This is a genomic window from Variovorax palleresanus, assembly GCF_051144945.1.
Classification (GTDB): Bacteria; Pseudomonadota; Gammaproteobacteria; order Burkholderiales; family Burkholderiaceae_C; genus Variovorax; species Variovorax paradoxus_S.
In genome coordinates this window covers 473,000-496,569 of record NZ_JBJNVP010000001.1, presented here as the reverse complement: position 1 = coordinate 496,569, position 23,570 = coordinate 473,000, and the positions used below count along the sequence as shown (strand labels likewise).

Genomic DNA, 23,570 nt, shown 5'->3' with positions numbered 1-23,570 from the left:
GCCTCACGCGACAAGCGGCTCATACCCGCAAATGGCCGAACACCTTGTCGACGGCGCCGTGCGCCTTGGCGTCGCCCGTGTCGATCAGCTCGCCCTGCTTGAGCACGACATAGCGGTCGGCGACCTGCAGCGCGAACGGCACGTTCTGCTCGATGACGAGCAGTGCCGTGCCATGCCGCGCGCGCTCGCTCAGCAAGGCATTGGCGAGCCGGTCGATGACCGACGGTTGCAGCCCCTCGGTGATCTCGTCGAGCAGGATCAGCGCGGGCCGCATCATCAGGGCCCGGGCCAGCAGCAGCATCTTCTGCTCGCCACCCGAGAGCGTGCCCGCATACTGCGCCAGCCGGCTCTTGAAGACCGGAAACAGCGGTTCGATCTCCCCGAAGCGATCGTCGAACTCGGACTCCCTGGCGAGCCCGAGCCGCAGGTTGTCGCGGATGCTGAGATCCGCGAACAGCGCATGCTCCTGCGCCGCATACGCGACGCCCTGGCGCGCGACGCGATGCGGCGGCATGCGCGTGATGTCGGCGCCGGCCAGATGAACGGCGCCGCCCTTCTTCGGCAGGTAGCCCATCACGGTCTTCAGCAAGGTGCTCTTGCCCATGCCGTTCTTGCCAAGCAGCGCCACGGCCTCGCCCGCACCCACGCTCAACGAAAGTCCGCGCAGGACCACCGATTCGCCGTAGCCGCTGGTCACGTCCTCCAGCCTCAATGCAGCCTGGCTCATTCGGCCTCCCTTGACGCATGGGCGCTGCCCGAATAGATGGTCTTCACCAGCGACGAATTCACCACTTCCTCGAAGCTGCCCTGCATCACGATCGCGCCCTGGTGCAGCACCACGATGCGCGTGGCAATCTCCTCGACAAAATCGAGGTCGTGTTCCACCAGCAGGCAGCAAAGGCGGTAGCGGTGCGCCAGCGACGAGAGGATGACGCCCACCTGCGTGCGCTCTGTCTTGGTGAGGCCGGCCGTCGGCTCGTCGAGCAGCACGATGCGCGGCTTCAGCGCCAGCACCATGGCCAGCTCCAGCGCCTGCTGTTCGCCATGCGAGAGGTCGCGCGCGATGGTCGCGAGCTTCGCATCGAGCCCGGTCGTGCGCACCACGTCCAGTGCATAGGGCGGCAGGCGCAACGTGCGGTCCTGGCGCACCAGGGATGGCCATTCGAGCACCGTCCCGGCAATGCGAAGGCACTCAGCGACGGTGAGCGACTCGAAGATGTTGGCGTTCTGGAACTTGCGTCCCAGGCCGAAGCGCACGCAGGCCTCCGGCGGGAGCTGGCGGATGTCGTTGCCACACAGCGTCACTGTGCCCGAGCTGCGGTCCGCGCCGTCGCTCATGCACCGCATCAGCGTGGTCTTGCCGGCGCCGTTCGGGCCGATCAGGCCGACCAGCTCGCCCGCATGGGCCTCGAGATCGATGCCCTGCAAGACCTTGAGCGAGCCGAAGTGTCGCGTCACCTGGTGCATGCGAAGGGCCGGGGCTGCGTCCTGGGCGGGCGCTTCATCGAGCGGACGCTCGGCCAGCGCCGGCACGTGCCCGGCAGGCCGTCCGAGGCCGAACGGCTTGAGGAGCAACGGCACCAGGCCTTGCGGCAGCAGCACGATCACGAGCACGAAGGCCACACCCAGGATCAACTGCCACGCAAACGGCATGCTGCTGCTCAGGTAAGCCGTGGCGACGTTGATCAGCACGGCGCCGATCAATGGCCCCCACAGCGTGCCGCGCCCGCCCAGCGCCACCCAGATGACGAGTTCGGTCCCGAGTGCGAAGCCGGTGAGCTCCGGTGCCACCACGCCGCTGAACGCACCGTAGCCGAAGCCCGCAAGCCCGGCCACGACGGCCATGACGACCAGCAATGCAATCTTGACGAACTCGATCGGAATGCCGAGATAGGTGCAACGCGATTCGTTGTCGCGGATGGCTGCGAGCACCCGGCCGGCATCGCTGCGCACCAGCACCCAGCCCAGAACGCCGGCCAGCAGCAGCATGGTGCCGGACACCCAGTACCAGGCCTCCATCGACAGATCGAAGGTCTCATAGCCCGTCAGGCCGGAGCTGGAGCCGGTCCATTCGCCACCCGACAACAGCAGCTGCGTCAGCACGATGGGCAGCACGAGCGATATCACTGTCGCGAAGAAGGGAGACGCACCTCGGTAGAAAGACAGCCATCCGACCAGTGCACCCACCGCGGCGCACGTCAGCACGGCCGCGCCGAACGCCAGCAACACCATCGGCACGCTGAAGCCGCCGTGGGTGAACACGAGCCCCGCGGCATAGGCGCCGATGCCGAAGAAAGCCGACTGGCCGAAGGTCAGATAGCCCGTGTACCCCCACAGCACGTCCACCGTGATGGCCGCGATCGCGAAGAAGAAGGCCTTGATCAGGATGTTGAGCAGGTAGGTGTCGAACACCCACGGCCCAACGATGACCAGCGCGAGCCCCACGGCCCCGAGCACGGCGATGCCGCGCCCCGACTGGAGCGTGCGGCGCATTGAAGAAGATGGTCTCGCCATGTTGATTGCTTCAGCCACGGGCAAATCCTTTCGGGCGGATGCGCAGGGTCACCGCCGCCAGCACCGCGATCGTGAGACCGCCGAGCACCGGGCTCGCATAGGTGCTCACCAGCACCTGGCAGGCACCGAAGACAACGCACGTTGCGAGCAGGCTGAGCATCGAATGCCCCGACACCATCACCAGCATGAAGGCGCTCACCAGCCACGGCAGGCCCATGTTCGGATCCACGCTCGACAGCGGCGTGATCATGGTGCCGGCCAGCGTACCCAGGCCCGCACCCAGGCTGAAGGTGATGAAGCGCACGCGCCCGGAATGGATGCCCAGGCCGCTGGCAAGCGCCTCGTTCATGATCACCGCACGCGTGCGAACACCGAAACGCGTGCCGTTCAAGAGTCCCGTGAGCAACAGGCACAGGACGATGGCGATTGGCACGAGCAGCAGCCGGTAGGCCGAGTAGTCCACGCCCAGCACCGACCAGGTGCCGGAGAGTGGCGCGTCGACGAACTGCACCTCGCGCCCGAAGCTCAGCACGATCAGCTGCCCGATGATGATGCCCAGGCCCCACGTCGCAAGAATGGCGTCGAGCGGCCGCTTGTAGAGCGGCTTCACGATCAGCCACTCGACAAGCATGCCGACCAGCATCCCCGCAACGAGCGCGATCGGCCAGCTCAGCCACGGGTCCAGCTTGAGCTGGGTCACCACGTAGCTCGCGTATCCGCCGAGCGTGAGCAAGGCACCGTGCGCGAAGTTCACGATCTTCATGACTCCGAAGATCATCAGCAACCCCGCGGTGACGACGAACAGCATCGCCGCCGTCGTGAGCAAGTCCAGCAATAGCACCATGAGGGGCTCCGAAGGTCAGTCAGTTGCGCTTTCTGTCAGCGCTTACTTGATGTTGGGGCACTGTGCGCCCGGATCGACGTTCTTGAAAGTCTCCAGGATCTGGATCGATCCGTCGGCCTGCACATGCCCCAGCCGCATCGAAAGCTGCGTGTGACGGCTGCTGTTCATCGCAACTGCGCCGCGCGGGCCGGTGTACGACACCTCGCCCAGCGCCTGGGTCACCTTGGCCGAGTCCGTCGAACCCACCCTTTCGACCGCCGCCTTGTACAGGAAGAACGCTTCGTACTGGGGCTCGGACAGTTCGTTGGGCGTCTTCAGGTCGGCACCAAACTTCTTCGTCATCGCGGCGATGAATTCCTTGTTCTGCGGCGTGTCGATGCCCGTGAGGTACGAGGCCGACATGTACAGGCCCGTGGCCACGTCGCCCATCGTCTTTGCCGTGCCTTCGTCGATCGCGAGGTTGCCATAGGGCAGCGTGAGGCCAGCGCCCTTCAGCTGCTTGGCCAGGGAAACGTTAGGAGCGCCACCGGCCGTCGCGCTGATCAGCGCATCGGGCTTCACCGAGCGGATCTTGGAGACCACCGAGGTCCAGTCGCTGCCGTCGATCGGCAGGTATTCCTCGCCGACGACCTTGCCGCCCTTCTTCTCGATGTACTTCTTGGTGAATTCCAGCATGCCGCGGCCGAACGCGTAGTCATTGCCCACGAGGAAGAAGTTCTTCGCGCCCTTGGCGCTCGCGAAATAGTCGACCATCGGCGCAACCTGCTGTTCGGGTACCCAGCCGTTCACGTACATCCAGGGGTTGCACGAGCGGCCCTCGTAGAACGAGGTGTAGATGTAGGGAATCTTGCCCTTGCTGATCACGGGCAGCGCGGCATTGCGCGCGGCGCTGGTCTCCATGGCGATGACGGCCTGGACCTTCTTCTGGAAGACCAGCGTGTCGAAGGCCTTCTGCGCGCCTACTGCGCCCGAGGCATCGTCCACGATCTCCAGTTCGACCTTGCGGCCGAGGATGCCGCCGGCCGCGTTGATCTGCTCGACCGCAAGCTGCGACGATTGCACCACCGCGGGCGCCACCACGCTGTTGGCGCCCGACAGGCCCACGGCCACGCCGATGCGGATCGGGTCCGCGGCCTCCGCACAGGCCGTGAGCGCAGCGAAGGCGGCAAATGCGCCGATGCGTGTGAATGACGAAAAGCTCTTCATGGCAAAGTCCTCGGGAGGTTGGAGTTGAGAAACGGAAGGAGAAAACAGGGAGCGACGGCGCCAGGCCGAAGAATTCCCACGTCAATGCCGCGACAGCAGTCGGCCGCTGCCCGGCATCAGGTCGTAGACGTCGTCGCGGCGGTCGCGCAGCACGTGGTTGAACGTGTTGAGGTGGCGCCCCTGGCGCGAGGCCTTCAGGTTGATGCGCGCGTAGAGGATTTCCTCGCGGTCGAGCGAGGCGGGCCCCGCCAGCGGCCATCCCTGCGAGCCGACGATCACGCTCTGCCCCACGAAGGCCTGGCCGCGTTCGGTGCCGACGCGATCGGCACACACGACGCTGAGCCCGTTGCTGTGCGCGTTCGCCATGACGAGCGTCGTGGCCATGGCGGGTTGGTCGGCAGGCTGACCCGGCATGGGCACCCAGTTGGTGGGCATGCAGACGATGTCAACGCCCTGCCTTGCCAGCAGCCGGTACACCTCGGGGAACCATCCGTCGTAGCAGATCAGCACGCCCAGGCGACCCCATTCGGTATCGAAGACGGGCACGCCGTTGTTGCCTGCTTCGAAGAACAGGTGTTCGTCGCCCCAGAGATGGAGCTTGCGGTAGGTGCCGAGCCATCCCTCGGGACCGATGACGGCGGCGGCGTTGTACAGCCGGGTGCCCCCGCGCTCCGCGATGCCGGCAACCACATGCACCTTGCAGCGGCGCGCCACGTCGATCCACGCCTGCGTGCTCGGGCCGCCGGGCACGGTCTCGGCGAGAGCGAAGGCTTCCTGCCGGCTTTCGAAGACGTAGCCGCTGTTGGCCAGTTCGGGCAGCACCACGATCGACGCGCCCTGTGCTGCGGCCTGTTCGATGCGCTCGACCGAGCAGGCGACGTTGGCGGCCGTGTGGCCCACCCGCGGTTCCATCTGCACGCTCGCCACGATCAGGTCCGGGAAGGCCTGGCCGCTCAAAGGGACCTTGTCGGTCGATGTCATTGAAGCTCCAAAAACAAAAAAGCCCTCGACCCCGCTTGCGCGTTGTTCGAGGGCTTTCATAGCCGGTATGTGAAGCAGCGATGTTGCTGCCCGACTCACCCGATGATGGGTTTCGTCGTGGCGCGAAGGATAGAAGAAGGTATTCGCAGTGTCAAACGGATTTTTGGATGACACACCGAGAACGTGGTCGAGCGTCTCGGCCACGTCTTCGCGATGCGCTCGAGCGCACAGCCGCAAGTGCAGGTGGCCGACTCGGGCTCGTGGCGAACATCGACGCGCGGCAAGTCTGCTGTGCTCGCCCTCTCGCGCTGGCCCGCGTCACGCTCAGGCCGGCGAACCCGCTTGATTCAACGATTCAGAACGCCACGGTCGCCTGCGCCCACAGCCGCGCGCCGCGGCGGCCATCGCTGGCCCGGCCCTCGGTGGCCCAGGCCGAGGTGAGCGAGAACGCCACCTTGTCCGTCGCCCAGCCCACGCCCAGACCGGCGCCGGCCAGATGCGCGCGGTTGCTCGTGCTGCCGGTCCGGTCCCACGCGCGGTGGTTGAGCTGCACGCCTCCCGCGTCGTAGAAAGCTTGCAGTTGCCAGCCCGGCGCAGGCTGCCAGCGCAGCGCCGCGCTGGCCAGCCAGCCCGCGTCGCCCAGGGCCTCGCCTTGCGCATAGGCCCGCACCCCGTTGTTGCCGCCCAGGCTGAATTTCTCCGCCGAAGCCAGGTTCCTGTCGGCCAGCTGGCCGCTGAGGTTGAGTGCCAGCGACCAGTTGGGGCGCAAGGCCTGCACGCGTTGCAGCTGGTAGTTCAGCTTGTTGAAGTGCCCGGCGCTTCGGGTGCTGGCCGCGTCTTGCGCCAGGCTGTCGTTGTCCAGCCGCAGCTGGCCGGTGGTCAGGTTCAGGGCCAGGCTGTTGCCGGCACCGCCACCCACCGCATCCTGCCAGTCGCCGTTCAGCCCCAGCACGACATTGCGCAGCTGGTGCACCGACGTGGTGGCGGTGCTGCCCACGGTGTCGCGCAGATTCTTGGCGTCCATCTGGAGCTGGGCATACCAGTTGCTCTCCAGGCTGCGCAGCAAGGGGTGGCGCACATACAGGCTGAAGGTATCGGCCTTGCCGTCGGCGTCCAGTGCCGCAAAGTCCTTGCCCAGGCGGTAGTCCAGGTGCGACACGGCCACGCCCACGCGCGTGCCATCGCGACCCAGCGGCAACTGGTAGCCCAGGCGCGCGTAGTGCATGCTGGTGTTGCTGACCTGCAGCCGCAAGCTCATCTGGTCGCCCCGGTCCAGCGGATTGTTCCAGTACATGCTGGTGCCGACGCGGTACTGCCCGGTGTAGGTGCTGCCGAAGTTGTCGATATCGGCAATACCCTGGAAGGCGCGGGTCTTGTTCACCTCCACCAGCAGGTCCGAGGCTCCCACGGTCGTGCCCGGGCGCAGGGTCGACTGCACGCGGGTGCCTGGCAAGTCCGACAGCGTGAGCAGGGTGCGGTCCAGGCTCTGGGCTTGTACCGGGGCGTTCAATGGCAGTGCCTGCAAAGGCGCCAGAGCGGAGTCCTTGAGTCCAGCGGTATTGGTGACCGTGACCTGGCCCAGATTGCCCTCCAGCACCGCGATGTCGAGCACGCCGTCCTTGACCGCCTGGGCCGGCAGGTAGGCGCGCGCGACCAGGTAGCCGGCTTCGCGGTAGTGCCGCGTCACGCGATCGGTCAATCGGGTCAGCTCGGCAAAGGTCAGTTCGTTGCCGACCGCGTCGGTCAGCAGGCTTTGCAGCGCGGCATTGCTGAAAGCGGTGTTGCCGCTGAAGCGGATGGCCGAGAGCCGGACCCGCGCGCCGCCCTCCGGCACAGTGCCGGCGCCAGGTTTGTCGATGCTCAGCACCGGCGCGCTGCCACTCGGTACCGCCAAGGGCGCGCGGGGCTCCTGCAGGATCTGCCCGGCGTCCGGCGTGGCGGCAGAAACCGTCGCGGCGCTCAGCGCCAGGGAAGCGCCCAGCAGGCTCAGCGGGATTCGAGGCGTGACATGCATGAAAGCTTGTTCTCGTTAAGGGTGAAGAAGTCGGTCGCGGGTTCGTCCAGGCGCAGCCCGCACTGTTCGATGCTCAGCCGCTCGGGCGGGTTGGCCGGCGGCTTCGGCAAGTCGGCCTGGCTGGCCAGTGCGCGCTGCTGCGCATCGCCAAGCGACGGGTTGGCGCCCAATGGCACGGGGCTCGACGGCACGGGGCTGGCCACCGCCGCGCTGATCACCAGCGCGCCGTCGACATAGCTCAGCGCGTAGTTGCCCGAGTTCAGCCCACCGGCCGCGATGTTGTAGCTGCCGGCCGCGGTGGCGCCCTGAGCGCTGCCGCCATAGACCAGGCTGCCACCGAGCACGCTGCTGGTCTCGCCATTGACGAAGCCGCTGTAGCTGACGCCGTTGCCGCCGCTGTAGGCACTGCCGTCGGCGACGCGGCTGTCGTTGTTGGCGGTGACCGTCAACGCGGCGACGGTGATGCTGGCCGTGGTGGTGGCGCTGCTGCTGGCCAGCACGTAGTTGCCGGCATCGCTGCCGCTGATGGCGAAGGTCTCGGTGACGGTCTTGCCGGTGCCGACGTTCTTGTCGCTGAAGCTGCCGCTCTGGCCGAGCACCACGGTGTCGCCGCTGATCACGCCGCTCAAGCTACCGCCGCTGACCGTGGCGGCGGTCGTGCCGTCGTAGGTCTTGTTCACGGCGGTGCTGCCGCTCACGGTCAGCGTGGCGGCCGTGATGTCGGCGGTAGTGGTGCCGCTGCTGGACGCAAGCACATAGTTGCTCGCGTCGGTGCCGGAGAGGCTGCTGGTGTAGCTCACCGTCTTGCCCGTGGCCGCGTTCTTGTCACTGAAGGTTCCGCTCTGGCCGAGCGCAACGGTGTCGCCGCCGATGAGGCCGCTCAGGCTGCCGCCGCTCAGGGAGGCGGCCGTGGTGCCGTCGTAGGTCTTGCTGGCGGCGCTGGTGCCGCTGACGGTCAGCGTCGCGGCCGTGATGTCGGCCGTGGTGCTGCCGCTGCTGGACGCAAGCACGTAGTTGCCCGCGTCGGTGCCGCTCAGGCTGCTGGTGTAGCTGACGGTCTTGCCGGTCGCGGCGTTCTTGTCGCTGAAGCTGCCGCTCTGGCTCAAGCTGACCGCATCGCCGCCGACGAGGCCACTCAAGCCGCCGCTGACCGTGGCGGCGGTCGTGCCGTCGTAGGTCTTGTTCGCGGCGGTGGTGCCGCTGACGGTCAGCGTGGCGGCCGTGATGTCGGCCGTGGTGCTGCCGCTGCTCGATGCGAGCACGTAGTTGCCCGCGTCGATGCCCGAAAGGCTGCTGGTGGTGCTGACGGTCTTGCCGGTGCCGACGTTCTTGTCGCTGAAGCTGCCGCTCTGGCTGAGCGTCACTGTGTCGCCGCCGACCAGGCCGCTCAAGCTACCGCCGCTGACCGTGGCGACGGTCGTGCCGTCGTAGGTCTTGTTCGCAGCGGTGCTGCCGCTGACGGTCAGCGTGGCGGCCGTGATGTCGGCGGTAGTGGTGCCGCTGCTGGAAGCCAGCACGTAGTTGCCGGAGTCGGTACCGGAGAGGCTGCTGGTGTAGCTCACCGTTTTGCCCGTGGCCACGTTCTTGTCACTGAAGGTTCCGCTCTGGCCGAGCGCGACGGTGTCGCCGCCGATCACGCCGCTCAAGGCGCCGCCGCTCACGGTGGCGCTGGTCGTGCCGTCGTAGGTCTTGTTCGCGGCGGTGGTGCCGCTGACGGTCAGCGTGGCGGCGGTGATGTTTGCCGTGGTAATGCCGCTGCTGCTGGCCAGCACGTAATTGCCGGCATCACTGCCGCTGATGGCGAAGGTCTCGGTGACGGTCTTGCCGGTGCCGGCGTTCTTGTCGCTGAAGCTGCCGCTCTGGCTGAGAGTCACCGTGTCGCCGCCGACCAGACCGCTCAAACTACCGCCGCTCACGGTGGCGGCGGTCGTGCCGTCATAGGTCTTGTCGGCCGCAGTTGCGCCGCTGACGGTCAACGTGGCCGCGGTGATGTTTGCCGTGGTCGTGCCGCTGCTGCTGGCCAATACGTAGTTTCCGGCATCGCTGCCGCTGATGGCGAAGGTCTCGGTGACGGTCTTGCCGGTGCCGACGTTCTTGTCGCTGAAGCTGCCGCTCTGGCTGAGTGTCACCGTGTCGCCGCCGACCAGGCCGCTCAAACTACCGCCGCTCACGATGGCACCGGTCGTGCCGTCATAGGTCTTGTCGGCCGCAGTCGCGCCGCTGACGGTCAACGTGGCGGCAGTGATGTTTGCCGTGGTAATGCCGCTGCTGCTGGCCAATACGTAGTTGCCGGCATCGCTGCCGCTGATGGCGAAGGTCTCGGTGACGGTCTTGCCGGTGCCGACGTTCTTGTCACTGAAGCTGCCGCTCTGGCTGAGTGTCACCGTGTCGCCGTTGACCAAGCCACTCAAACTACCGCCGCTCACGATGGCACCGGTCGTGCCGTCATAGGTCTTGTCGGCCGCAGTCGCGCCGCTGACGGTCAGCGTGGCGGCGGTGATGCTGGCGGTACCCGCTGAAATCAGGTCGTAGCCCTGCTGGCTGGAATACAGGCCGCCGACGGTGATGGCGTAACTGCCCACATTCTTGCTGCTGGTGTCGTAGCTCGCGGTCCCCGTGATGAGGCTGGTGTCGGCACCTGGATCGCTGAGGGCGTAGCTGTCGCTGAAGCTGGTCGTGCCGTCGTAGGTCTTGCTGACGTTGCCGGCCGTGACGGTCAGCGCGGTCAGGAAGCTGCGCAGCAAGGGCATGGTGTTGCCCTCGTAGATGCGCCACACCGCGCTGCTGCCGCCAGTGGTGGCGATGTCCCAGCCGGCGGCGCTGTAGGTGCTGGCGCTGGTGGCTTCGCTGATGCTCAGGCCCCGTGTCAGCGCATCGACCGACCCCGCATTGAGGCCCACGCCAGTGTTGCCCGCACCGAGCCAGAACGATGCCGTGACGTAGCCGGCGTTGTGGGCCACCAGGCTGCCCACAAGGCCGGCGCCGCTGACGACGCCGGTGGCGTAGGTGTTGCGGATGTCCCCGTCATTCCAGCCCATCAGGCCGCCCGCATAGTCATTGGCCGCGCTGACAGCCCCGGTGGCGTAGGCATTGACGACGCGACCGGCGCCGTTTCGGCCCACCAGACCGCCGGCATAGTCGTTGGATGCGCTGACGGCGCCCGTGGCGTAGGCATTGCCGATGAAGCTGTAGACGCCGAAGTTGAAGCCCACCAGGCCGCCCACGTCGTTCGTACCCGTGGCGGTGCCGATGGCGTAGGAACTGCCGATGCTGCCGCTGTTGCGGCCCACCAGGCCGCCAACGGCGGTGGCCCCGCGGACGGCCCCCGTGGCGTGGCCATCGCTGATGACGCCGTCGTTGAGGCCCACGAGGCCACCGACATTGTCTCCGGAGCCAGTGACGTTACCCGTGGCGTAGGCATCGCTGATGCTGCCATTGTCGTTGTAGCCCACCAGGCCGCCCACGACGCCAGCCGCGTTGGAACTGCGGACAGCGCCCGTGGCGTAAGCATTGCTGATGCTGCCAAGGTAGTGAAGACCCGTCAGTCCGCCGACATGGTTGCCCGCGCTGGTGACGGCACCGGTGGCGTAGGCATTGCTGATGCTGCCGCGGTTGTAGCCCACCAGGCCGCCAACATCGTTGCCGGTGCCATTGACGGTGCCGGTGGCGTAGGCATCACTGATGCTGCCGTTGAAGCCGCCGCTGTAGCCCACCAGACCGCCAACATCGTTCCCGGCGCCATTGACGGCACCCGTGGCGTAGGCATTACTGATGCTGCTGGCGTAGCTGAATCCCAGCAGACCACCAACCCAGTCGCCGGCGCCATTGACGGCGCCCGTGGCAAAGGAATTGCTGATGCTGCCGCCGAAGCCGTAGCCCACCAGGCCGCCCACACCGTTGGCCCCGCTGACGGTCCCCGTGGCGTAGGCGTTGCTGATGCTGCCTTCGTTGTGGCCCACCAGACTGCCCACCTCGTCGCCGCCGGTGACGCTGCCGCCCAGCAAACCGACGCCTTGGATCACGCTGCTGCTGCCGGTCTGGCCGAACAGCCCGACCTTCGACGTCGTGCTGCGGTTGATCACCAGGTCGGCGATGGTGTGGCTTTGGCCGTCCAGGCTGCCGCTGAACGCCACCGTGCCATTGCCCACCGGCGAGAAGCCCGCCGTGGTCCACATGCCGCTGGGGTTGGAGCCGGCGGCTTCGCTGGCGTCGATATCGGCGGCCAGGCTGTAGCTGGCGGAGAGGTTGTAGGCCATCAGCTGCAGCTGGTGGGCGTTGCGGATGCTGGTGGAGTACTCGCTATACAGGAAGGGGCGGGTCGCGCCTTCGACCATCACCCACTGCGGGTTGCCGCTGCCGTCCTTGGCCACCCAGACGCCGGAGCCCGAAACCGTTTCGGTCCAGGTGCCCAGGTTGGCGTAGCTGCCGTGGCTGTAGGCGGTGCCGCTGGTGACGGCGTTGACGTTGGTGACCGTGCCGCTGTTCGTGCCCACCGCGGCGCCTTGGCCGGTGGTGCTGCTGTCCCAGTAGGCGTTGCCGATGCCGCCGTTGTTGTAGCCGACCAGCCCGCCGACGAATCCGCCGGTTGCCAGGACATTGCCGGTGGCATAGGCGCCGCTGATCGCGCCGCCGTCGTTCAAGCCCACCAGCCCGCCGACGTAGTTGCCGGCAGCCGCGGAAACACTGCCGGTGGCATAGGCGTTGCTGATGCTGCCGCTGCCCGCGTTCACGCCCACCAGCCCGCCGACCCAGCTGCTGGTTCCCGAAACGCTGCCGGCGGCATAGGCGTCGCTGATCGTGCCGTAATTCACGCTCACCAGCCCGCCGACGAAGTCGCCAGTCCCCGAAACGCTGCCGGCGACATAGGCGTTGCGGATGCTGCCGCCGACGCCGTTGTAGCCTGCCAGGCCGCCGACGTAGTCGTCTCCTGAAACGCTGCCGGTGGCATAGGCGTTGCTGATCCTGCCGCTGCTGCCGTTGAAGCCCACCAGTGAACCGACGCGGTCGCCGCCCGACACACTGCCGCCGACCAAGCCCAGATCACGGAGGGTGCCGAAGTTTTGCGCGATCAGGCCCACACTGTTGGCGCTGCCGGCGCTGATGGTCAGGTTCGAGATCGTGTGGCCCAGGCCGGCAAAGCGGCCGCCGAAGACGAAGCTGTTCGAGCCCACCAGCGCGCTGGTGTAGGTGGTGCCGCCGGCATCGAGGTCCTGCGCCAGCGCGTAGTTGCCGCTCAGGCCGGTGCTGTCGATGGCGTCGATCTCAGCCATGCTGTGCAGCAGCGTGTAGGCCGTGCCGTTGATGCCCAGCGCGGCGCTGGCCCCGCTCAAGGTGATGGGCGCCTTCACGTTGTAGTCCGTGCCGCTGGTGACCGTTCCCGTGCTGGCGTAGTTGCCGTGGTTCAGCACCAGCCCGGCGCTGGTGCCCGTGGCGGTGATCGCCGCATTGATGTTGATGTCGTTGTACGCATTCAGCGTCAGCGTGGTGTTGGCCCCCCAGCTCACCGCCGCGTTGACGTTGATGTCACCGCTGTCGGTGCCCGTGCTGTTGTCGGTGGCCAGCGTGACGTTGGTCGTTGCCAGGTTGGCCGACAGCGTGTCGGCACCGATGCCGCTCGTGGTGCCGGCCGCGCTGCCGGCGCTGACGGTGAAGTCGGTCGGGTCGACCAGCCAGGTGCCGGTCTTGCCCGTCTCCGACAGCGTGCTGACCTTCGCCCCGCCGGCCACCTGCACATGCGCGCCGCTGGTCTCGATGAAGCCGCCGTCGTGGGCCCCGCTGGCCGATGCATCCAGCGTGCCCGCCACCTTGACGGTGCCGCCGTTGAGGCCGCCCAGCAGCAGGATGGTGCCGCCCGCGGCGTCGATGCCCTTGGCTTCGATCACGCCCTCGTTGTTGACCACCGTGTTCAGCAGCGCATCCTTGGCGCTGGCCGTGAGGATCACCGTGCCGTTGTCGGCGCGGATCAGCCCCTTGTTCTCGGCCAGCGCGTTCAGGGTGCCTTCGTCCACCTGCACCGACAGCAGCCGGCTGCCGCTGAAGTCCAGCGTGATCTTGTCGCCCGCGGCCAGTGCCGCCGTGCCGTTGGCGGTGGTGATGGTGCCGCTGTTGCTGGCCTGCTTGCCCAAGAGGGCCACGTAGCCACCGGTCAGGCTGCCCTGGTTGACTACCGTGCCCTGGCTTCCATTGGCGCTGAAGCTGCGCTTGCCGGCCAGGAAGTCGGCATCGCTCAAGCTCAGCGTGGAGGCCACCAGGCCGCCGACGTTGACGCTGGCGGTGTTGCCGAACAGCACGCCGTTGGGGTTGAGGATCCACACCTGGCCATTGGCGCTCAGGCTGCCGTTGATGACCGAGGACTCCGGGCCGATGACCCGGTTCAGCGCAATGGCGCTGGTGCCGGGCTGCACGAAGTTGACGCGCTCGCCGGCGGCAATGCCGAAGCTGGCCCAGTTGATGGCCAGGTTCTGGCTGCCCTGCGTGATGGTGGTGGTGCTGCCGTTCTGGCTGATGCTGCCGCTGCCGGCGCTCACGCTGCCGCCGCTGGGGCCGGCCCACGCGCCGCTGGCCAGCAGTGCCGCACAGAGCACCACGACGGCAGCGCCGCGTCCCGACGACTTGCCGCGGCCCTTGGCGGTCTCGGGGGCAGGCACAAAGCGTGCGGCGGCGTCGCTCCAGACGAGGCGGTAGGCGTGGTTCATGGAGAAATAGCCCCTGTTTTTTGTATCAAAAAATTGCATCGTGCACACGGCGCCCAGGCACGCATATAGTCAATTTTGACTGATTGAAACTTTTTGCAACCAATGTTGTAATTTGCGCATGTCCCTCTCGCGTTTGCTGCTCATAGACGACCACGCGCTTTTCCGCTCGGGTCTGCGCCTGGTTTTGCTGCAGGGCATGGCCGACGTCGAGGTATTGGAGGCAGCGTCCCTGGAACAAGCCGTGCGCACGACGGACGAGCCCCCCGCGCTGGTGCTGCTCGACATACAGCTGCAGGGTGTCAACGGACTGGAAGGGCTGGGGCTGCTTCGGCAGCGCTGGCCACAGGTGCCGGTGGTGATGCTGTCCTCCATCGCGACGCCGGACACCATCGCCCAGGCTCTGGCACGCGGCGCGGCGGCTTTCGTGTCCAAGGGCGATACCCCGGACAAGATCATCTCGGTGATTCGCGACACCCTGGCGCATCTGCAGCAGCCGCACCTCGCCAACAGCGCCCCGACAAAGCCCAGCGTGCCCCGGCTGACCCCCCGCCAATGCGAGGTGCTGGATCTGCTGTGCGAGGGTCTGCCCAACAAGCTCATTGCCCGGCGCCTGCAGGTGTCGGAGTTCACCGTGCGCGGGCACGTGCAAGCGGTGTTGGGCCTGCTGGGGGTCAACAGCCGCTCGCAGGCCACGTTTGCGGCACGCCAAAACGGGCTGATTGGTTAACAGGACTCACGCAGCGGGGCGCTGCGCAGGCAAATCCTCAACGTGAAACAACTCAGGCTCCGGTAGTTGCCGAAGACTGCCTCAATGAACCCGCCTCCCGCTCCTGCGCCTCTGTCTTCCAAGGCCGAATCCCAGATCCAGTTGCACCAGTTCATCACGTTGCAGAGCAACGTGCCGTTCATCGTCCTTGGCAGTCTGCTGGTGGCCACTGCACTGCTGTGGGTGATGCACGAGGTTCTTCCCTTGGCCGTGCTGCTGGTGTGGAGCGGGTTGTTGGTTGGGCACGCGTTGGTGCGCCTGGCATGCTGGTGGTGGCTGCGGCACCAGACCGTGACAGAGGCGGAGGTGAGCCGCCGGATTCATCTGCACACGGTCCTGTCGCTCGCCTCGGGGTTGCTGTGGGGTGGCGGTGCTCTGTGCTTGCTCCAATACGGCGAAGTGGAGCACCGCTTGCTGGTCACCCTCATGCTGGCCGGCATGGTCTCGAGTTCGCTGATTTCGCAGACCATCCATCTGCCGACCTTTCATGGCTTTTTCCTGCCCTGCGCGGTGAGTGCCGTCGCGGGCAATCTGATGCTTGGCACTCGCTTGTACCAGGCCGTCGGCCTGACGATTTTTGCCTATTCGCTGCTGGCGGTGCGCTTTGCCCGGACGCTCAACGGCAAGCTGACCGAATCGCTGCGGGCTCGCTTCCAGATTGCCGACTTGGCCGAACGCCTGCATGTCCAGAAAGAAGCGGCCGAACAAGCCAACCTGGCCAAGTCGCGTTTCCTGGCCGCCGCCAGCCACGACTTGCGCCAACCCATCCACGCCCAAGGCCTGTTTCTGGACGTGCTGTCGCGTACCCCGCTGTCGATGTATCAGAGCGAGGTCTTGGTCAGCACCCGGTCGGCTTGGCGCGCCTCCAGCGACATGCTCAACACCCTGCTGGACTTTTCGCGCATCGAAGCCGGCGTGGTGCAGCCCCAGATACAACCCTTTCTCCTGCAAGACCTGCTGTACCAGATCGAGAACGACTTTGCTCCGCTGGCCGATGCCAAGGGGCTGGTCTACCGCTCGCGGGAAACCCGGCTTGCCGTGCAATCCGATGCCATCCTGGTCGGCATGGTGGTGCGCAACCTGGTCTCCAACGCCATCCGCTATACCCAGCGCGGCGGCTTGCTGGTCACTTGCCGAAAACGTCGGCACACCGTGAGTGTCGAGGTGTGGGACACCGGCATCGGCATCGCACCAGCCGACCAGCAAGCCATCTTTCGGGAGTTTCACCAACTGGGCAACCCTGAACGCGACCGGCACAAAGGCCTGGGGCTCGGCCTGGCTATTGCCGACGGACTGGCGAAGTCATTGGGCCATGGGCTGACGCTGTCGTCCAAGCCTGAGCGGGGCAGCGTGTTCCGGCTGGAGCTGCCCTTGTCGGTCGCACCGGTGCCACCCCCGCTGCAAAAGGGGCCGCAGTTGCAACCCATGCGGGTACTGGTGATCGACGACGATGCCACTGTGCGCAGCGCCATGGTGCACCTGCTGCAAAGCTGGGGCTGCCCCTCTGACAACGCCGAATCCCTGGAGGAAGCCCTGCCGCTGGCGCTGCAGAATCCCCCCGCGTGCATCATCAGCGACTATCGACTGCGTGGGCCGCGCACCGGGGCTCACGCCATCGCCGAATTGCGTCAGCAATTGCATCGGCAGGAAGGCCGCCATACACCCGCCCTCATCATCACCGGAGACACGGCCCCGGAGCGTCTGCGCGAAGCCCTGGCCAGCGGGATTCCCCTGCTGCACAAGCCGATCTCACCCGAGCAACTGTACCGGGCACTGGTGGAGTTGCAGAGCGATGAGCAATCGGGCTATCAATCCGAATCCCACCCTGCTCGAGAGTGATGTCGAACGTGCCCACGGGGCATCTCTCCACCTGAATACGTCTCCAAATGTGATGTTTTTCACATATTGACCCCCTGGTTGCAGATAAGCCCGGTTGCGACCTCTCACACCCGGGAACACACTTTCCGTCCCAAAACAAGCCGGCACATTGCGCAAAGCAAGCGCCGGCAACCGGGGGACCGAATGCCACTCTTGTTCTTGATGAGGCTTCTCCACACTCAACTGCCGGTGCAGGTCGTTGAGCCAGAAGAAATTCGAGCCGTGTCCGTGCTCATGGCCACGGGGCTGATCGAGGCCAGGTTCGCAACCCTTGAGCCGGCTGGGCGGTACGCACAGGTTTCGATGGCGACGGTGGAGGGGATCACCGACGAAGGCCTCGCCGAGATCGCGAAGTTGGGCGACATTCGCAACTTCGCTCCGACCTCGATGCGATTTTCCCGCGGAGCGCGATTGATGTGATCCAGGATTGAAGACTGGAGAGGCACATGGGGCATACGTTGTTCACCCAAGTCCTGGCTGCGCGGCTGCCGATGCAGTTCTGGGGCAACGCTGTCATCGATCAACTGAAGCACCTGGAAGACGCCGGGTACATCAAGGTGGCATTCTCACCGCCGCACGGCGCAGCACCGCCCCGTGCGACAGTGAACGAGATCACGCATCTGGGACGCGCCGTGGCCCGCTACTGCGGATCGGACGATGGCTTTCCCACTCGGCCACAAACAGTCGCCGAAGGGTTTCAGCCACTCCGCCACGCCCGGGTGCAGGCCAAGGCGCAATCCCAAAGCGCCGCTTGCTGAAGCGTCAGATGGGGGCCGCGGGCACCGTCAAGGACTATCGGGTCTGATGGCCGGTGCGGGGGTCGAGGAGACACCCTGCGCCTTGGCAGCTTGCAATTGCGCAGCCATCGCCGCGTTGAAACCCGGTCGTGCCTGCAGACGCTCCCAGTAAGCCGTCACCGAGGGCGTGAAGCGCTCTGCCAAGCCCAGATGCTCGGCAAGCAACAATGCATAGCCGACCGACACGTCCGCCGCGGTGAAGCGGCCCGCACAGAGGTAGTCGCGTTCTGCGAGCAGCGGCTCCAGCGTTCGCAGGCGCGCCAGGAACCACTTGGCATAGTCGTCGGCGACCTGCGGCTGTTTTCGCTCCGCCAACTCGAAGTGTGCATACCGCAGCACCAGCGTCTGCGGAAAGGTCAAGGTCGCCTCGCCGAAATGAAGGTAGTTGAGGTACGGCCCGAAGTCTGGCTCGTCACGACCCACATCCAGCTGGCCCGCCGAGAATCGCGCCGCCAGGTATTGGCAGATCGCGGCCGATTCGGTCATTCGCATGGCGCCGTCGGACAGCATCGGCACCGTGCCAAGCGGGTTGACCTCGAGGTACGACCGAGACAGCACGCGCGGCGGAAAGGGCAGCATCTTGAGCTCGTAGGAGAGGCCGATCTCTTCAAGCGTCCACAAGGGCCGGAACGAGCGTGCGCTGACGCAATGGTGAAGGGTGATCATGTATCGGCGGTCTTTGGTTCGCTGCGGTATTGAGGCAAGTCGTCATTTTGAATCCATCCTCATGCGCAATCCCGCAGGCTCGAGCCGGCTCGCCAGAAAATCCGGAAGTCTTCCGCCATTGTGCGGAGGAGCAACGGCTTAGCAACCGCCGAGTCCGAGCTGTTTTCTCAGACTCGTGTCCACTGGTCCCGCCGGCATGAAGCGGCGCAACTTCGTCAAGAGCGACGCTTGCCCCGGCGGCGTGCAGCGCATACGCCAGGGGCCAAGCGCCGCCTCGACGATGGTGCTCGCCACGCCGTGCGGCTCGGGCGCACTGCTCACGCTGTTAGCCACCGAGAGCGACACCAGTTCGCGTTCGCGGTCATAGCCCGCGATCCGCGCCTTGACACGGGGTGCATTGGCATCGAGGTTGGTGCGGGTGAAGGCCGGCTGCACCAGCGTTGCGCGAATGCCGAACTGGCGCACCTCGTGGTCCAGCGACTCCGACAGCCCTTCCACCGCATGCTTGGTGGCTGAATACAGGCCCATGTACGGGGCCGGAAGCACACCGAGCACGGAGCTCACGTTGACGATTCGCCCGCGTTTTTGCTGACGCATGTAGGGGAGCACCGCGCGCGTCACGCGCAGCATGCCGAAGACGTTGGTGTCGAACAGCACCGCAGCCTCGGCCGTCGCGGTTTCCTCGACCGCGCCGATCATCATCATTCCCGCATTGTTGACCAGCACGTCGATGCGCATGGCCCGCTCGATGACGGAGTCGATGCCCGTCTGAACCGAGCCTTCTTCGCAAACGTCCATCTCGACAAACTCGACACCGGGCAGCGCGGGTGCCTTGCGCAGGTCGCGAACGGTGCCGAACACCCGGCAGCCTCGCGCCACGAACATTTCTGCGGCGGCGCGTCCGATGCCCGAGGACGCGCCCGTCACTACGACGACTGATGAACTCGACATGACTGGTTCCTTCGATTTCGATGAATGATGATGAAGCGCATCAGTGCGCGGGCTGGGTCGCGTTGCCTGGTTTGATCCTGAACCAGATCGAATACATCGCCGGCAGGAACACCAGCGTCAGGATCGTCCCCGCGAAGGTGCCGCCGATCAGCGTGTATGCCAATGCGCCCCAGAACACCGAATGCGTCAGCGGAATGAACGCGAGGATCGCGGCGAGTGCCGTCAGGATCACAGGCCGGGCACGCTGCACGGTCGCCTCGACGACCGCGTGGAACGGGTCGAGCCCCTCCTGCTGGTTGAGGTGGATCTGCCCGAGCAGGATCAGCGTGTTGCGCATCAGGATGCCCGACAGCGCGATGAGCCCCACGAGCGCATTAATGCCGAAGGGCTGCTGAAACAGCAGCAAGGTCGGCACCACGCCGATCAGCCCCAGCGGGCTCGTCAGGAACACCATGACCATCGCGGAGATCGAGCGCACCTGGAAGATGATGATGAGGAGCGTGATCGCCAGCATGATCGGGAACAGCGGCAACATTGCCTGCGTCGCCTTCTCCGATTCCTCGATGGAGCCGGCCTGGACGATGCGGTAGCCGGCGGGCAGCTTCTGCATCAGCGGCTGCAATTGCGCGGTGATCGCGGTCGACACGTCGGGTGGCTGCAGCCCCTCGGCGATGTCGCCCTGCACCGTGATCGTGGGCATGCGGTCGCGCCGCCGCATGACCGGTTCTTCCATGCGCACCTCGACCTCGCCGACCTGCGACAACGGAATGCGCTGGCCGCCGGCACCGGCGAGCGTGAAGTCCACGAGCTTCGCGGGATCGAGCCGGGTGCTGCCGGCCGAACGGGCCACCACCTGCACGGTGCGGATGTCTTCGCGCACGGTCGTCACCGGCACACCGCTCAAGAGGAACTGCAGTTGCTGCGCCACGGCGCTGGAGGTCAGCCCAACGGCCTGCAGGCGGTCCTGTTTCAGGGTGAAGTGCAGCGTGGGCGTGCGGGTGCCCCAGTCGGTGTTGACGGTTCGCATCATCGGGCTGGCATCCATCACCTGCCGCACGTCTGCCGCGATCTTGCGCAGCTCGTTCGCATCGGGCCCGCTGACGCGATAGGCCACGGGGAACGGCGAGTACGGGCCGAACACGAGTTGGGTCACGCGCACCCGCGCCTCGGACGCGAGCCCGTCGGCAACGGCCTGACGCAACCGGTGCTTCAGCGCTTCGCGCTCCTCCTGGCTGGCGGTGCGCACCACGATCTTGGCGAACGACGGGTCGGGCAGTTCGGGCCCCATCGCGAAGTAGAAGCGGGGCGCGCCCTGTCCGATGTAGGAGGTGACGATCTGGGCCTCCGGCTGCGTGGACAGCCAGCTCTCCACCTTGGCCGTCGCGTCGCTGGTCTGCGTGATCGAGGTACCGTAGGGCATCTGCACTTCGACCAGCACTTCAGGGCGGTCGGAGATCGGAAAGAACTGCTTCTTGACCACGCCCATGCCGAGGATCGACACGACAAAGAGGCCGACGACCGCCCCCGCCACCGACCACTTGCGCGCGATGACGCGCGCCAGCACGCGACGGAGCCGGTTGTAGCGCGGCGTGTCGTAGATCGCGGCATGGCCGCCTTCGATCTTCTTGAAGTTTGGCAGCAGCTTGACGCCCAGATAAGGCGTGAACACCACGGCGACCACCCAGGATGCGATCAGCGCGATGCCGACGATCCAGAACATGTTGCTGGTGTACTCGCCCGCGGTCGACGGCGCAAAGCCGTTGGGCATGAAGCCGACGGCGGTGACCAGCGTGCCCGAGAGCATCGGCGCTGCCGTGTGGCTCCAGGCATAGGCGGACGCGGCCACATGGCTGTAGCCCTCCTCGATCTTCACGACCATCATCTCGATGGCGATGATGGCGTCGTCCACCAGCAAGCCGAGCGCGAGGATGAGCGAGCCGAGCGTGATGCGATCGAAGTTCTTGCCGGTCGCGGCCATCACCACGAAGACCACCGCCAGGGTCAGTGGCACCGCGGCGGCCACCACCAGGCCCGCGCGCCAGCCCATGCTCAGGAAGCTCACCAGCATGACGACCAGCAAGGCCGCGAAGAACTTGACCATGAACTCGTCGACCGATGCGCTGATGTTCACCGACTGGTCCGTGACCTTGGTGAAGCGGAGGCCCAGGGGCAGCTCGGCGTTGATCGCGCGGGCTTCCACGTCCAGGGCCTTGCCCAGGTCGAGCCCGTTCCAGCCTTCCCGCATGACGACGCCCACCAGCAGCGCCGGCTCGCCGCCGTTGCGGATCATGAAGGTGGCCGGGTCTTCGTAGCCGCGCCTGACCGTGGCCACATCCGACAGCTTCAGGGTGCGGCCCTGCGCGACCACGGGCGTGTCGCGGATCTTCTGCAGGGTGTCGAATGCGCCGTCCAGCCGAATGAACACCTGCGGGCCGCTGGTTTCCACGGACCCGGCAGGACTGAGCGCGTTCTGGCTGTTGAGCGCGGCGAACACGTCCTGCGGCCCGATGCCCAAGGTTGCCAGCCGGTCGTGCGCGAACTCGACGTAGATGCGCTCCGACTGCTCACCGGCGATGTTGACCTTCTTCACACCCGGCACGTGCAGCAGCCGCTGGCGCAGCATCTCCGCGTCGCGCACCAGCACGCGCTGCGGTTCGCCCCTGGCCTTGAGCGCGAACAGGGCGAAGGTGACGTCCGCGTACTCGTCGTTGATCATCGGCCCGATCACGCCGGCCGGCAGGTTGCCCGCTTCGTCGCCGAGCTTCTTGCGCGCCTGGTAGAACTCGTCCTGCACCTGCGCCGGCGGCGTGCTGTCGAGCAGTGTCAGGGTCGTGAACGCCAGGCCGGGCCGCGTGTAGGTCTCCGTGCGATCGTAGTAGCGCAGCTCCTGCAGGCGCTTCTCGAGCTTCTCGGCGACCTGGTCCTGCATCTCCTGTGCCGTGGCGCCCGGCCATGCCGTGATGATCGTCATTACCTTGACGGTGAAGGCGGGGTCTTCCGCACGGCCCAGCTTGAAGAACGCGACCAGCCCCGCCAGCGAGATCAGGCAGATCAGGAACAGCGTGATGGATCGCTCGCGTACGGCCAGCGCCGAGAGATTGAAGCGGCCTTCGCTCATGGGCGGGCTCCGCCCGCCGCAGGTGTCGCGGCCGAGGTCGCGACACGCACCTTCTCGCCTTCGCGCAGCAGGTGCGCGCCGAGCGCGACAACCTGATCCCCCTGCTTGAGTTGGCCGGCCACCAGGGCACGTTCGCCGTCCAGACGCTCGACGGCCACTGGCTGCCAGCGCACCGTCGACGGATCGCCACCGATCACCCAGACGCCCGTCGACTTGCCTGTATCGAACAAGGCGCCGATGGGCACTTGGACGCCACCTGCCTGGACAGGCTTGCCGTCCGCGACATGGACCGTCACCGTGGCGCCCAAGGGCGCATTGGCGAGCTCGCCATCGAGCACGTAGCGCGCCTCGAAAGTGCGCGTGAGCTTGTCGGCCGCATCGGAGAGTTGCCGGAGCTTGACGGGCACGGCAACATCTTCCTTGCCGAACAGCGTGGCCTGTCCGCCAGAGCCGACGACCGGGCGCAGCGTTTCGGGCAACTGCACCACGGCCTCCCTGCGCCCAGCCTGCGCCACGCGGATCACCGGCTGCCCGGCGTTGACGACCTGGCCAGGCTCGGCCAGCGTCTCGAGCACGGTCCCGTCCGCATCGGCGGTGAGTTCCGAATAACGATTCGAATTGCGCGCAACCTCGGCCTGCGCTTCCGCCGCGCTGAGCTGGGCCTGGGCGGCATCTGCCGACGCCTTGGCCTGGTCGTACGCCGAGGCCGAAATGGCGCCGGTGCCGCGCAGATCGCGGTAGCGTGCTTCTTCGTCGCCGGCCTGCTTCGCACGCGCACGCGCAGCGCTGACCGCCTCCTGCTGCGCGCGCGCCGCCAACCTGAGGTCGACCGGGTCGATGCGCATGAGCAGCTGCCCGCGCTTGACCGTCTGGCCTGCATCGACAAAGCGCTCCAGCACCTTTCCGGAGACGCGGAAGCCCAGGTCGCTTTGGACCCGGGCGGCTACGGTGCCCGTGAACGAGCGCGATGCCGACGCGGCGGCCTGGACGGTGGCGGCGCGCACCAGCGGCGTCTGGGTGCGCGGATCGGCCGGAGCCTTGTCGTCGCAGGCGACCAACGCGAACGGCAAGGCGCAGACGAAGACGGAGGTGAGGAAGCGGCGCGAGTGCATGAGGGGCCCATTGACGAATCGATCAGGG

General features: G+C 66.4%; 15 protein-coding genes. 4 read left to right on the top strand and 11 right to left on the bottom strand.

The window, feature by feature from the left end:
• Positions 1-19: 19 nt before the first annotated feature.
• From ACJ7Z0_RS02345 to ACJ7Z0_RS02315, 7 genes are all read right to left on the bottom strand, one after another.
• A complete protein-coding gene (locus tag ACJ7Z0_RS02345; protein WP_434788491.1) occupies positions 20-727 on the bottom strand; it encodes a branched-chain amino acid ABC transporter ATP-binding protein in 708 nt (235 codons plus the stop codon).
• Positions 724-2,493: a branched-chain amino acid ABC transporter ATP-binding protein/permease gene (locus ACJ7Z0_RS02340; protein ID WP_434788756.1), complete on the bottom strand. Its 1,770-nt coding sequence runs from the start codon at positions 2,491-2,493 to the stop codon at positions 724-726. The genes ACJ7Z0_RS02345 and ACJ7Z0_RS02340 overlap by 4 nt, the downstream gene beginning before the upstream one ends.
• Positions 2,494-2,524: 31 nt before the next feature.
• Positions 2,525-3,358 (bottom strand): branched-chain amino acid ABC transporter permease, encoded by an 834-nt coding sequence (locus ACJ7Z0_RS02335; protein ID WP_434788490.1) that lies wholly within the window; start codon positions 3,356-3,358, stop codon positions 2,525-2,527.
• Between the two features lie 42 nt (positions 3,359-3,400).
• Positions 3,401-4,564: a substrate-binding protein gene (locus ACJ7Z0_RS02330; protein WP_434788489.1), complete on the bottom strand. Its 1,164-nt coding sequence runs from the start codon at positions 4,562-4,564 to the stop codon at positions 3,401-3,403.
• Between the two features lie 81 nt (positions 4,565-4,645).
• Positions 4,646-5,545 carry a nitrilase family protein gene (locus tag ACJ7Z0_RS02325; protein WP_434788488.1) on the bottom strand — a complete coding sequence of 300 codons (900 nt, stop codon included), beginning with the start codon at positions 5,543-5,545 and terminating at the stop codon, positions 4,646-4,648.
• A gap of 355 nt (positions 5,546-5,900) precedes the next feature.
• Positions 5,901-7,559 carry a ShlB/FhaC/HecB family hemolysin secretion/activation protein gene (locus ACJ7Z0_RS02320; RefSeq protein ID WP_434788487.1) on the bottom strand — a complete coding sequence of 553 codons (1,659 nt, stop codon included), beginning with the start codon at positions 7,557-7,559 and terminating at the stop codon, positions 5,901-5,903.
• Positions 7,532-14,254, bottom strand: coding sequence for a YDG domain-containing protein (locus ACJ7Z0_RS02315; protein ID WP_434788486.1), 6,723 nt, complete (start codon positions 14,252-14,254; stop codon positions 7,532-7,534). Before ACJ7Z0_RS02315 ends, ACJ7Z0_RS02320 begins: the two co-directional genes overlap by 28 nt.
• A gap of 118 nt (positions 14,255-14,372) precedes the next feature.
• On the opposite strand from ACJ7Z0_RS02315, the gene ACJ7Z0_RS02310 reads away from it, so the two are divergent.
• From ACJ7Z0_RS02310 to ACJ7Z0_RS02295, 4 genes are all read left to right on the top strand, one after another.
• A complete protein-coding gene (locus ACJ7Z0_RS02310; RefSeq protein ID WP_434788485.1) occupies positions 14,373-14,981 on the top strand; it encodes a response regulator in 609 nt (202 codons plus the stop codon).
• 84 nt (positions 14,982-15,065) lie between these two features.
• Positions 15,066-16,859, top strand: a complete 1,794-nt coding sequence (locus ACJ7Z0_RS02305; protein ID WP_434788484.1) for an ATP-binding response regulator — start codon at positions 15,066-15,068, stop codon at positions 16,857-16,859.
• 261 nt (positions 16,860-17,120) lie between these two features.
• Positions 17,121-17,318 (top strand): hypothetical protein, encoded by a 198-nt coding sequence (locus ACJ7Z0_RS02300; protein ID WP_434788483.1) that lies wholly within the window; start codon positions 17,121-17,123, stop codon positions 17,316-17,318.
• Positions 17,319-17,344: 26 nt separating this feature from the next.
• Positions 17,345-17,656: a hypothetical protein gene (locus ACJ7Z0_RS02295; protein WP_434788482.1), complete on the top strand. Its 312-nt coding sequence runs from the start codon at positions 17,345-17,347 to the stop codon at positions 17,654-17,656.
• A gap of 27 nt (positions 17,657-17,683) precedes the next feature.
• Here ACJ7Z0_RS02295 and ACJ7Z0_RS02290 read toward each other — a convergent pair whose 3' ends face one another.
• The 4 genes from ACJ7Z0_RS02290 to ACJ7Z0_RS02275 all read right to left on the bottom strand — a co-directional run bounded on the left by ACJ7Z0_RS02290 (position 17,684) and on the right by ACJ7Z0_RS02275 (position 23,542).
• Positions 17,684-18,361, bottom strand: a complete 678-nt coding sequence (locus ACJ7Z0_RS02290) for a glutathione S-transferase family protein (protein ID WP_434788481.1) — start codon at positions 18,359-18,361, stop codon at positions 17,684-17,686.
• Positions 18,362-18,499: 138 nt separating this feature from the next.
• The gene (locus ACJ7Z0_RS02285) at positions 18,500-19,312 is read right to left on the bottom strand and encodes an oxidoreductase (RefSeq protein WP_434788480.1); all 813 of its coding nucleotides are present in this window, start codon (positions 19,310-19,312) and stop codon (positions 18,500-18,502) included.
• A 40-nt stretch (positions 19,313-19,352) separates the two neighbouring features.
• The gene (locus ACJ7Z0_RS02280) at positions 19,353-22,430 is read right to left on the bottom strand and encodes an efflux RND transporter permease subunit (RefSeq protein ID WP_434788479.1); all 3,078 of its coding nucleotides are present in this window, start codon (positions 22,428-22,430) and stop codon (positions 19,353-19,355) included.
• Entirely contained in the window at positions 22,427-23,542 is a 1,116-nt protein-coding gene (locus ACJ7Z0_RS02275; RefSeq protein WP_434788478.1) for an efflux RND transporter periplasmic adaptor subunit, read from the bottom strand. Before ACJ7Z0_RS02275 ends, ACJ7Z0_RS02280 begins: the two co-directional genes overlap by 4 nt.
• Between the last annotated feature and the right edge of the window lie 28 nt (positions 23,543-23,570).

Coding starts and splice junctions, on each gene's coding strand:
- ACJ7Z0_RS02345 (WP_434788491.1), bottom strand. CDS start 727: ATGAGCCAGGCTGCATTGAGGCTGGAGGACGTGACCAGCGGCTACGGC.
- ACJ7Z0_RS02280 (WP_434788479.1), bottom strand. CDS start 22,430: ATGAGCGAAGGCCGCTTCAATCTCTCGGCGCTGGCCGTACGCGAGCGA.
- ACJ7Z0_RS02295 (WP_434788482.1), top strand. CDS start 17,345: ATGGGGCATACGTTGTTCACCCAAGTCCTGGCTGCGCGGCTGCCGATG.
- ACJ7Z0_RS02335 (WP_434788490.1), bottom strand. CDS start 3,358: ATGGTGCTATTGCTGGACTTGCTCACGACGGCGGCGATGCTGTTCGTC.
- ACJ7Z0_RS02285 (WP_434788480.1), bottom strand. CDS start 19,312: ATGTCGAGTTCATCAGTCGTCGTAGTGACGGGCGCGTCCTCGGGCATC.
- ACJ7Z0_RS02290 (WP_434788481.1), bottom strand. CDS start 18,361: ATGATCACCCTTCACCATTGCGTCAGCGCACGCTCGTTCCGGCCCTTG.
- ACJ7Z0_RS02330 (WP_434788489.1), bottom strand. CDS start 4,564: ATGAAGAGCTTTTCGTCATTCACACGCATCGGCGCATTTGCCGCCTTC.
- ACJ7Z0_RS02325 (WP_434788488.1), bottom strand. CDS start 5,545: ATGACATCGACCGACAAGGTCCCTTTGAGCGGCCAGGCCTTCCCGGAC.
- ACJ7Z0_RS02320 (WP_434788487.1), bottom strand. CDS start 7,559: ATGCATGTCACGCCTCGAATCCCGCTGAGCCTGCTGGGCGCTTCCCTG.
- ACJ7Z0_RS02305 (WP_434788484.1), top strand. CDS start 15,066: ATGAACCCGCCTCCCGCTCCTGCGCCTCTGTCTTCCAAGGCCGAATCC.
- ACJ7Z0_RS02340 (WP_434788756.1), bottom strand. CDS start 2,493: ATGCGCCGCACGCTCCAGTCGGGGCGCGGCATCGCCGTGCTCGGGGCC.
- ACJ7Z0_RS02315 (WP_434788486.1), bottom strand. CDS start 14,254: ATGAACCACGCCTACCGCCTCGTCTGGAGCGACGCCGCCGCACGCTTT.
- ACJ7Z0_RS02275 (WP_434788478.1), bottom strand. CDS start 23,542: ATGCACTCGCGCCGCTTCCTCACCTCCGTCTTCGTCTGCGCCTTGCCG.
- ACJ7Z0_RS02310 (WP_434788485.1), top strand. CDS start 14,373: ATGTCCCTCTCGCGTTTGCTGCTCATAGACGACCACGCGCTTTTCCGC.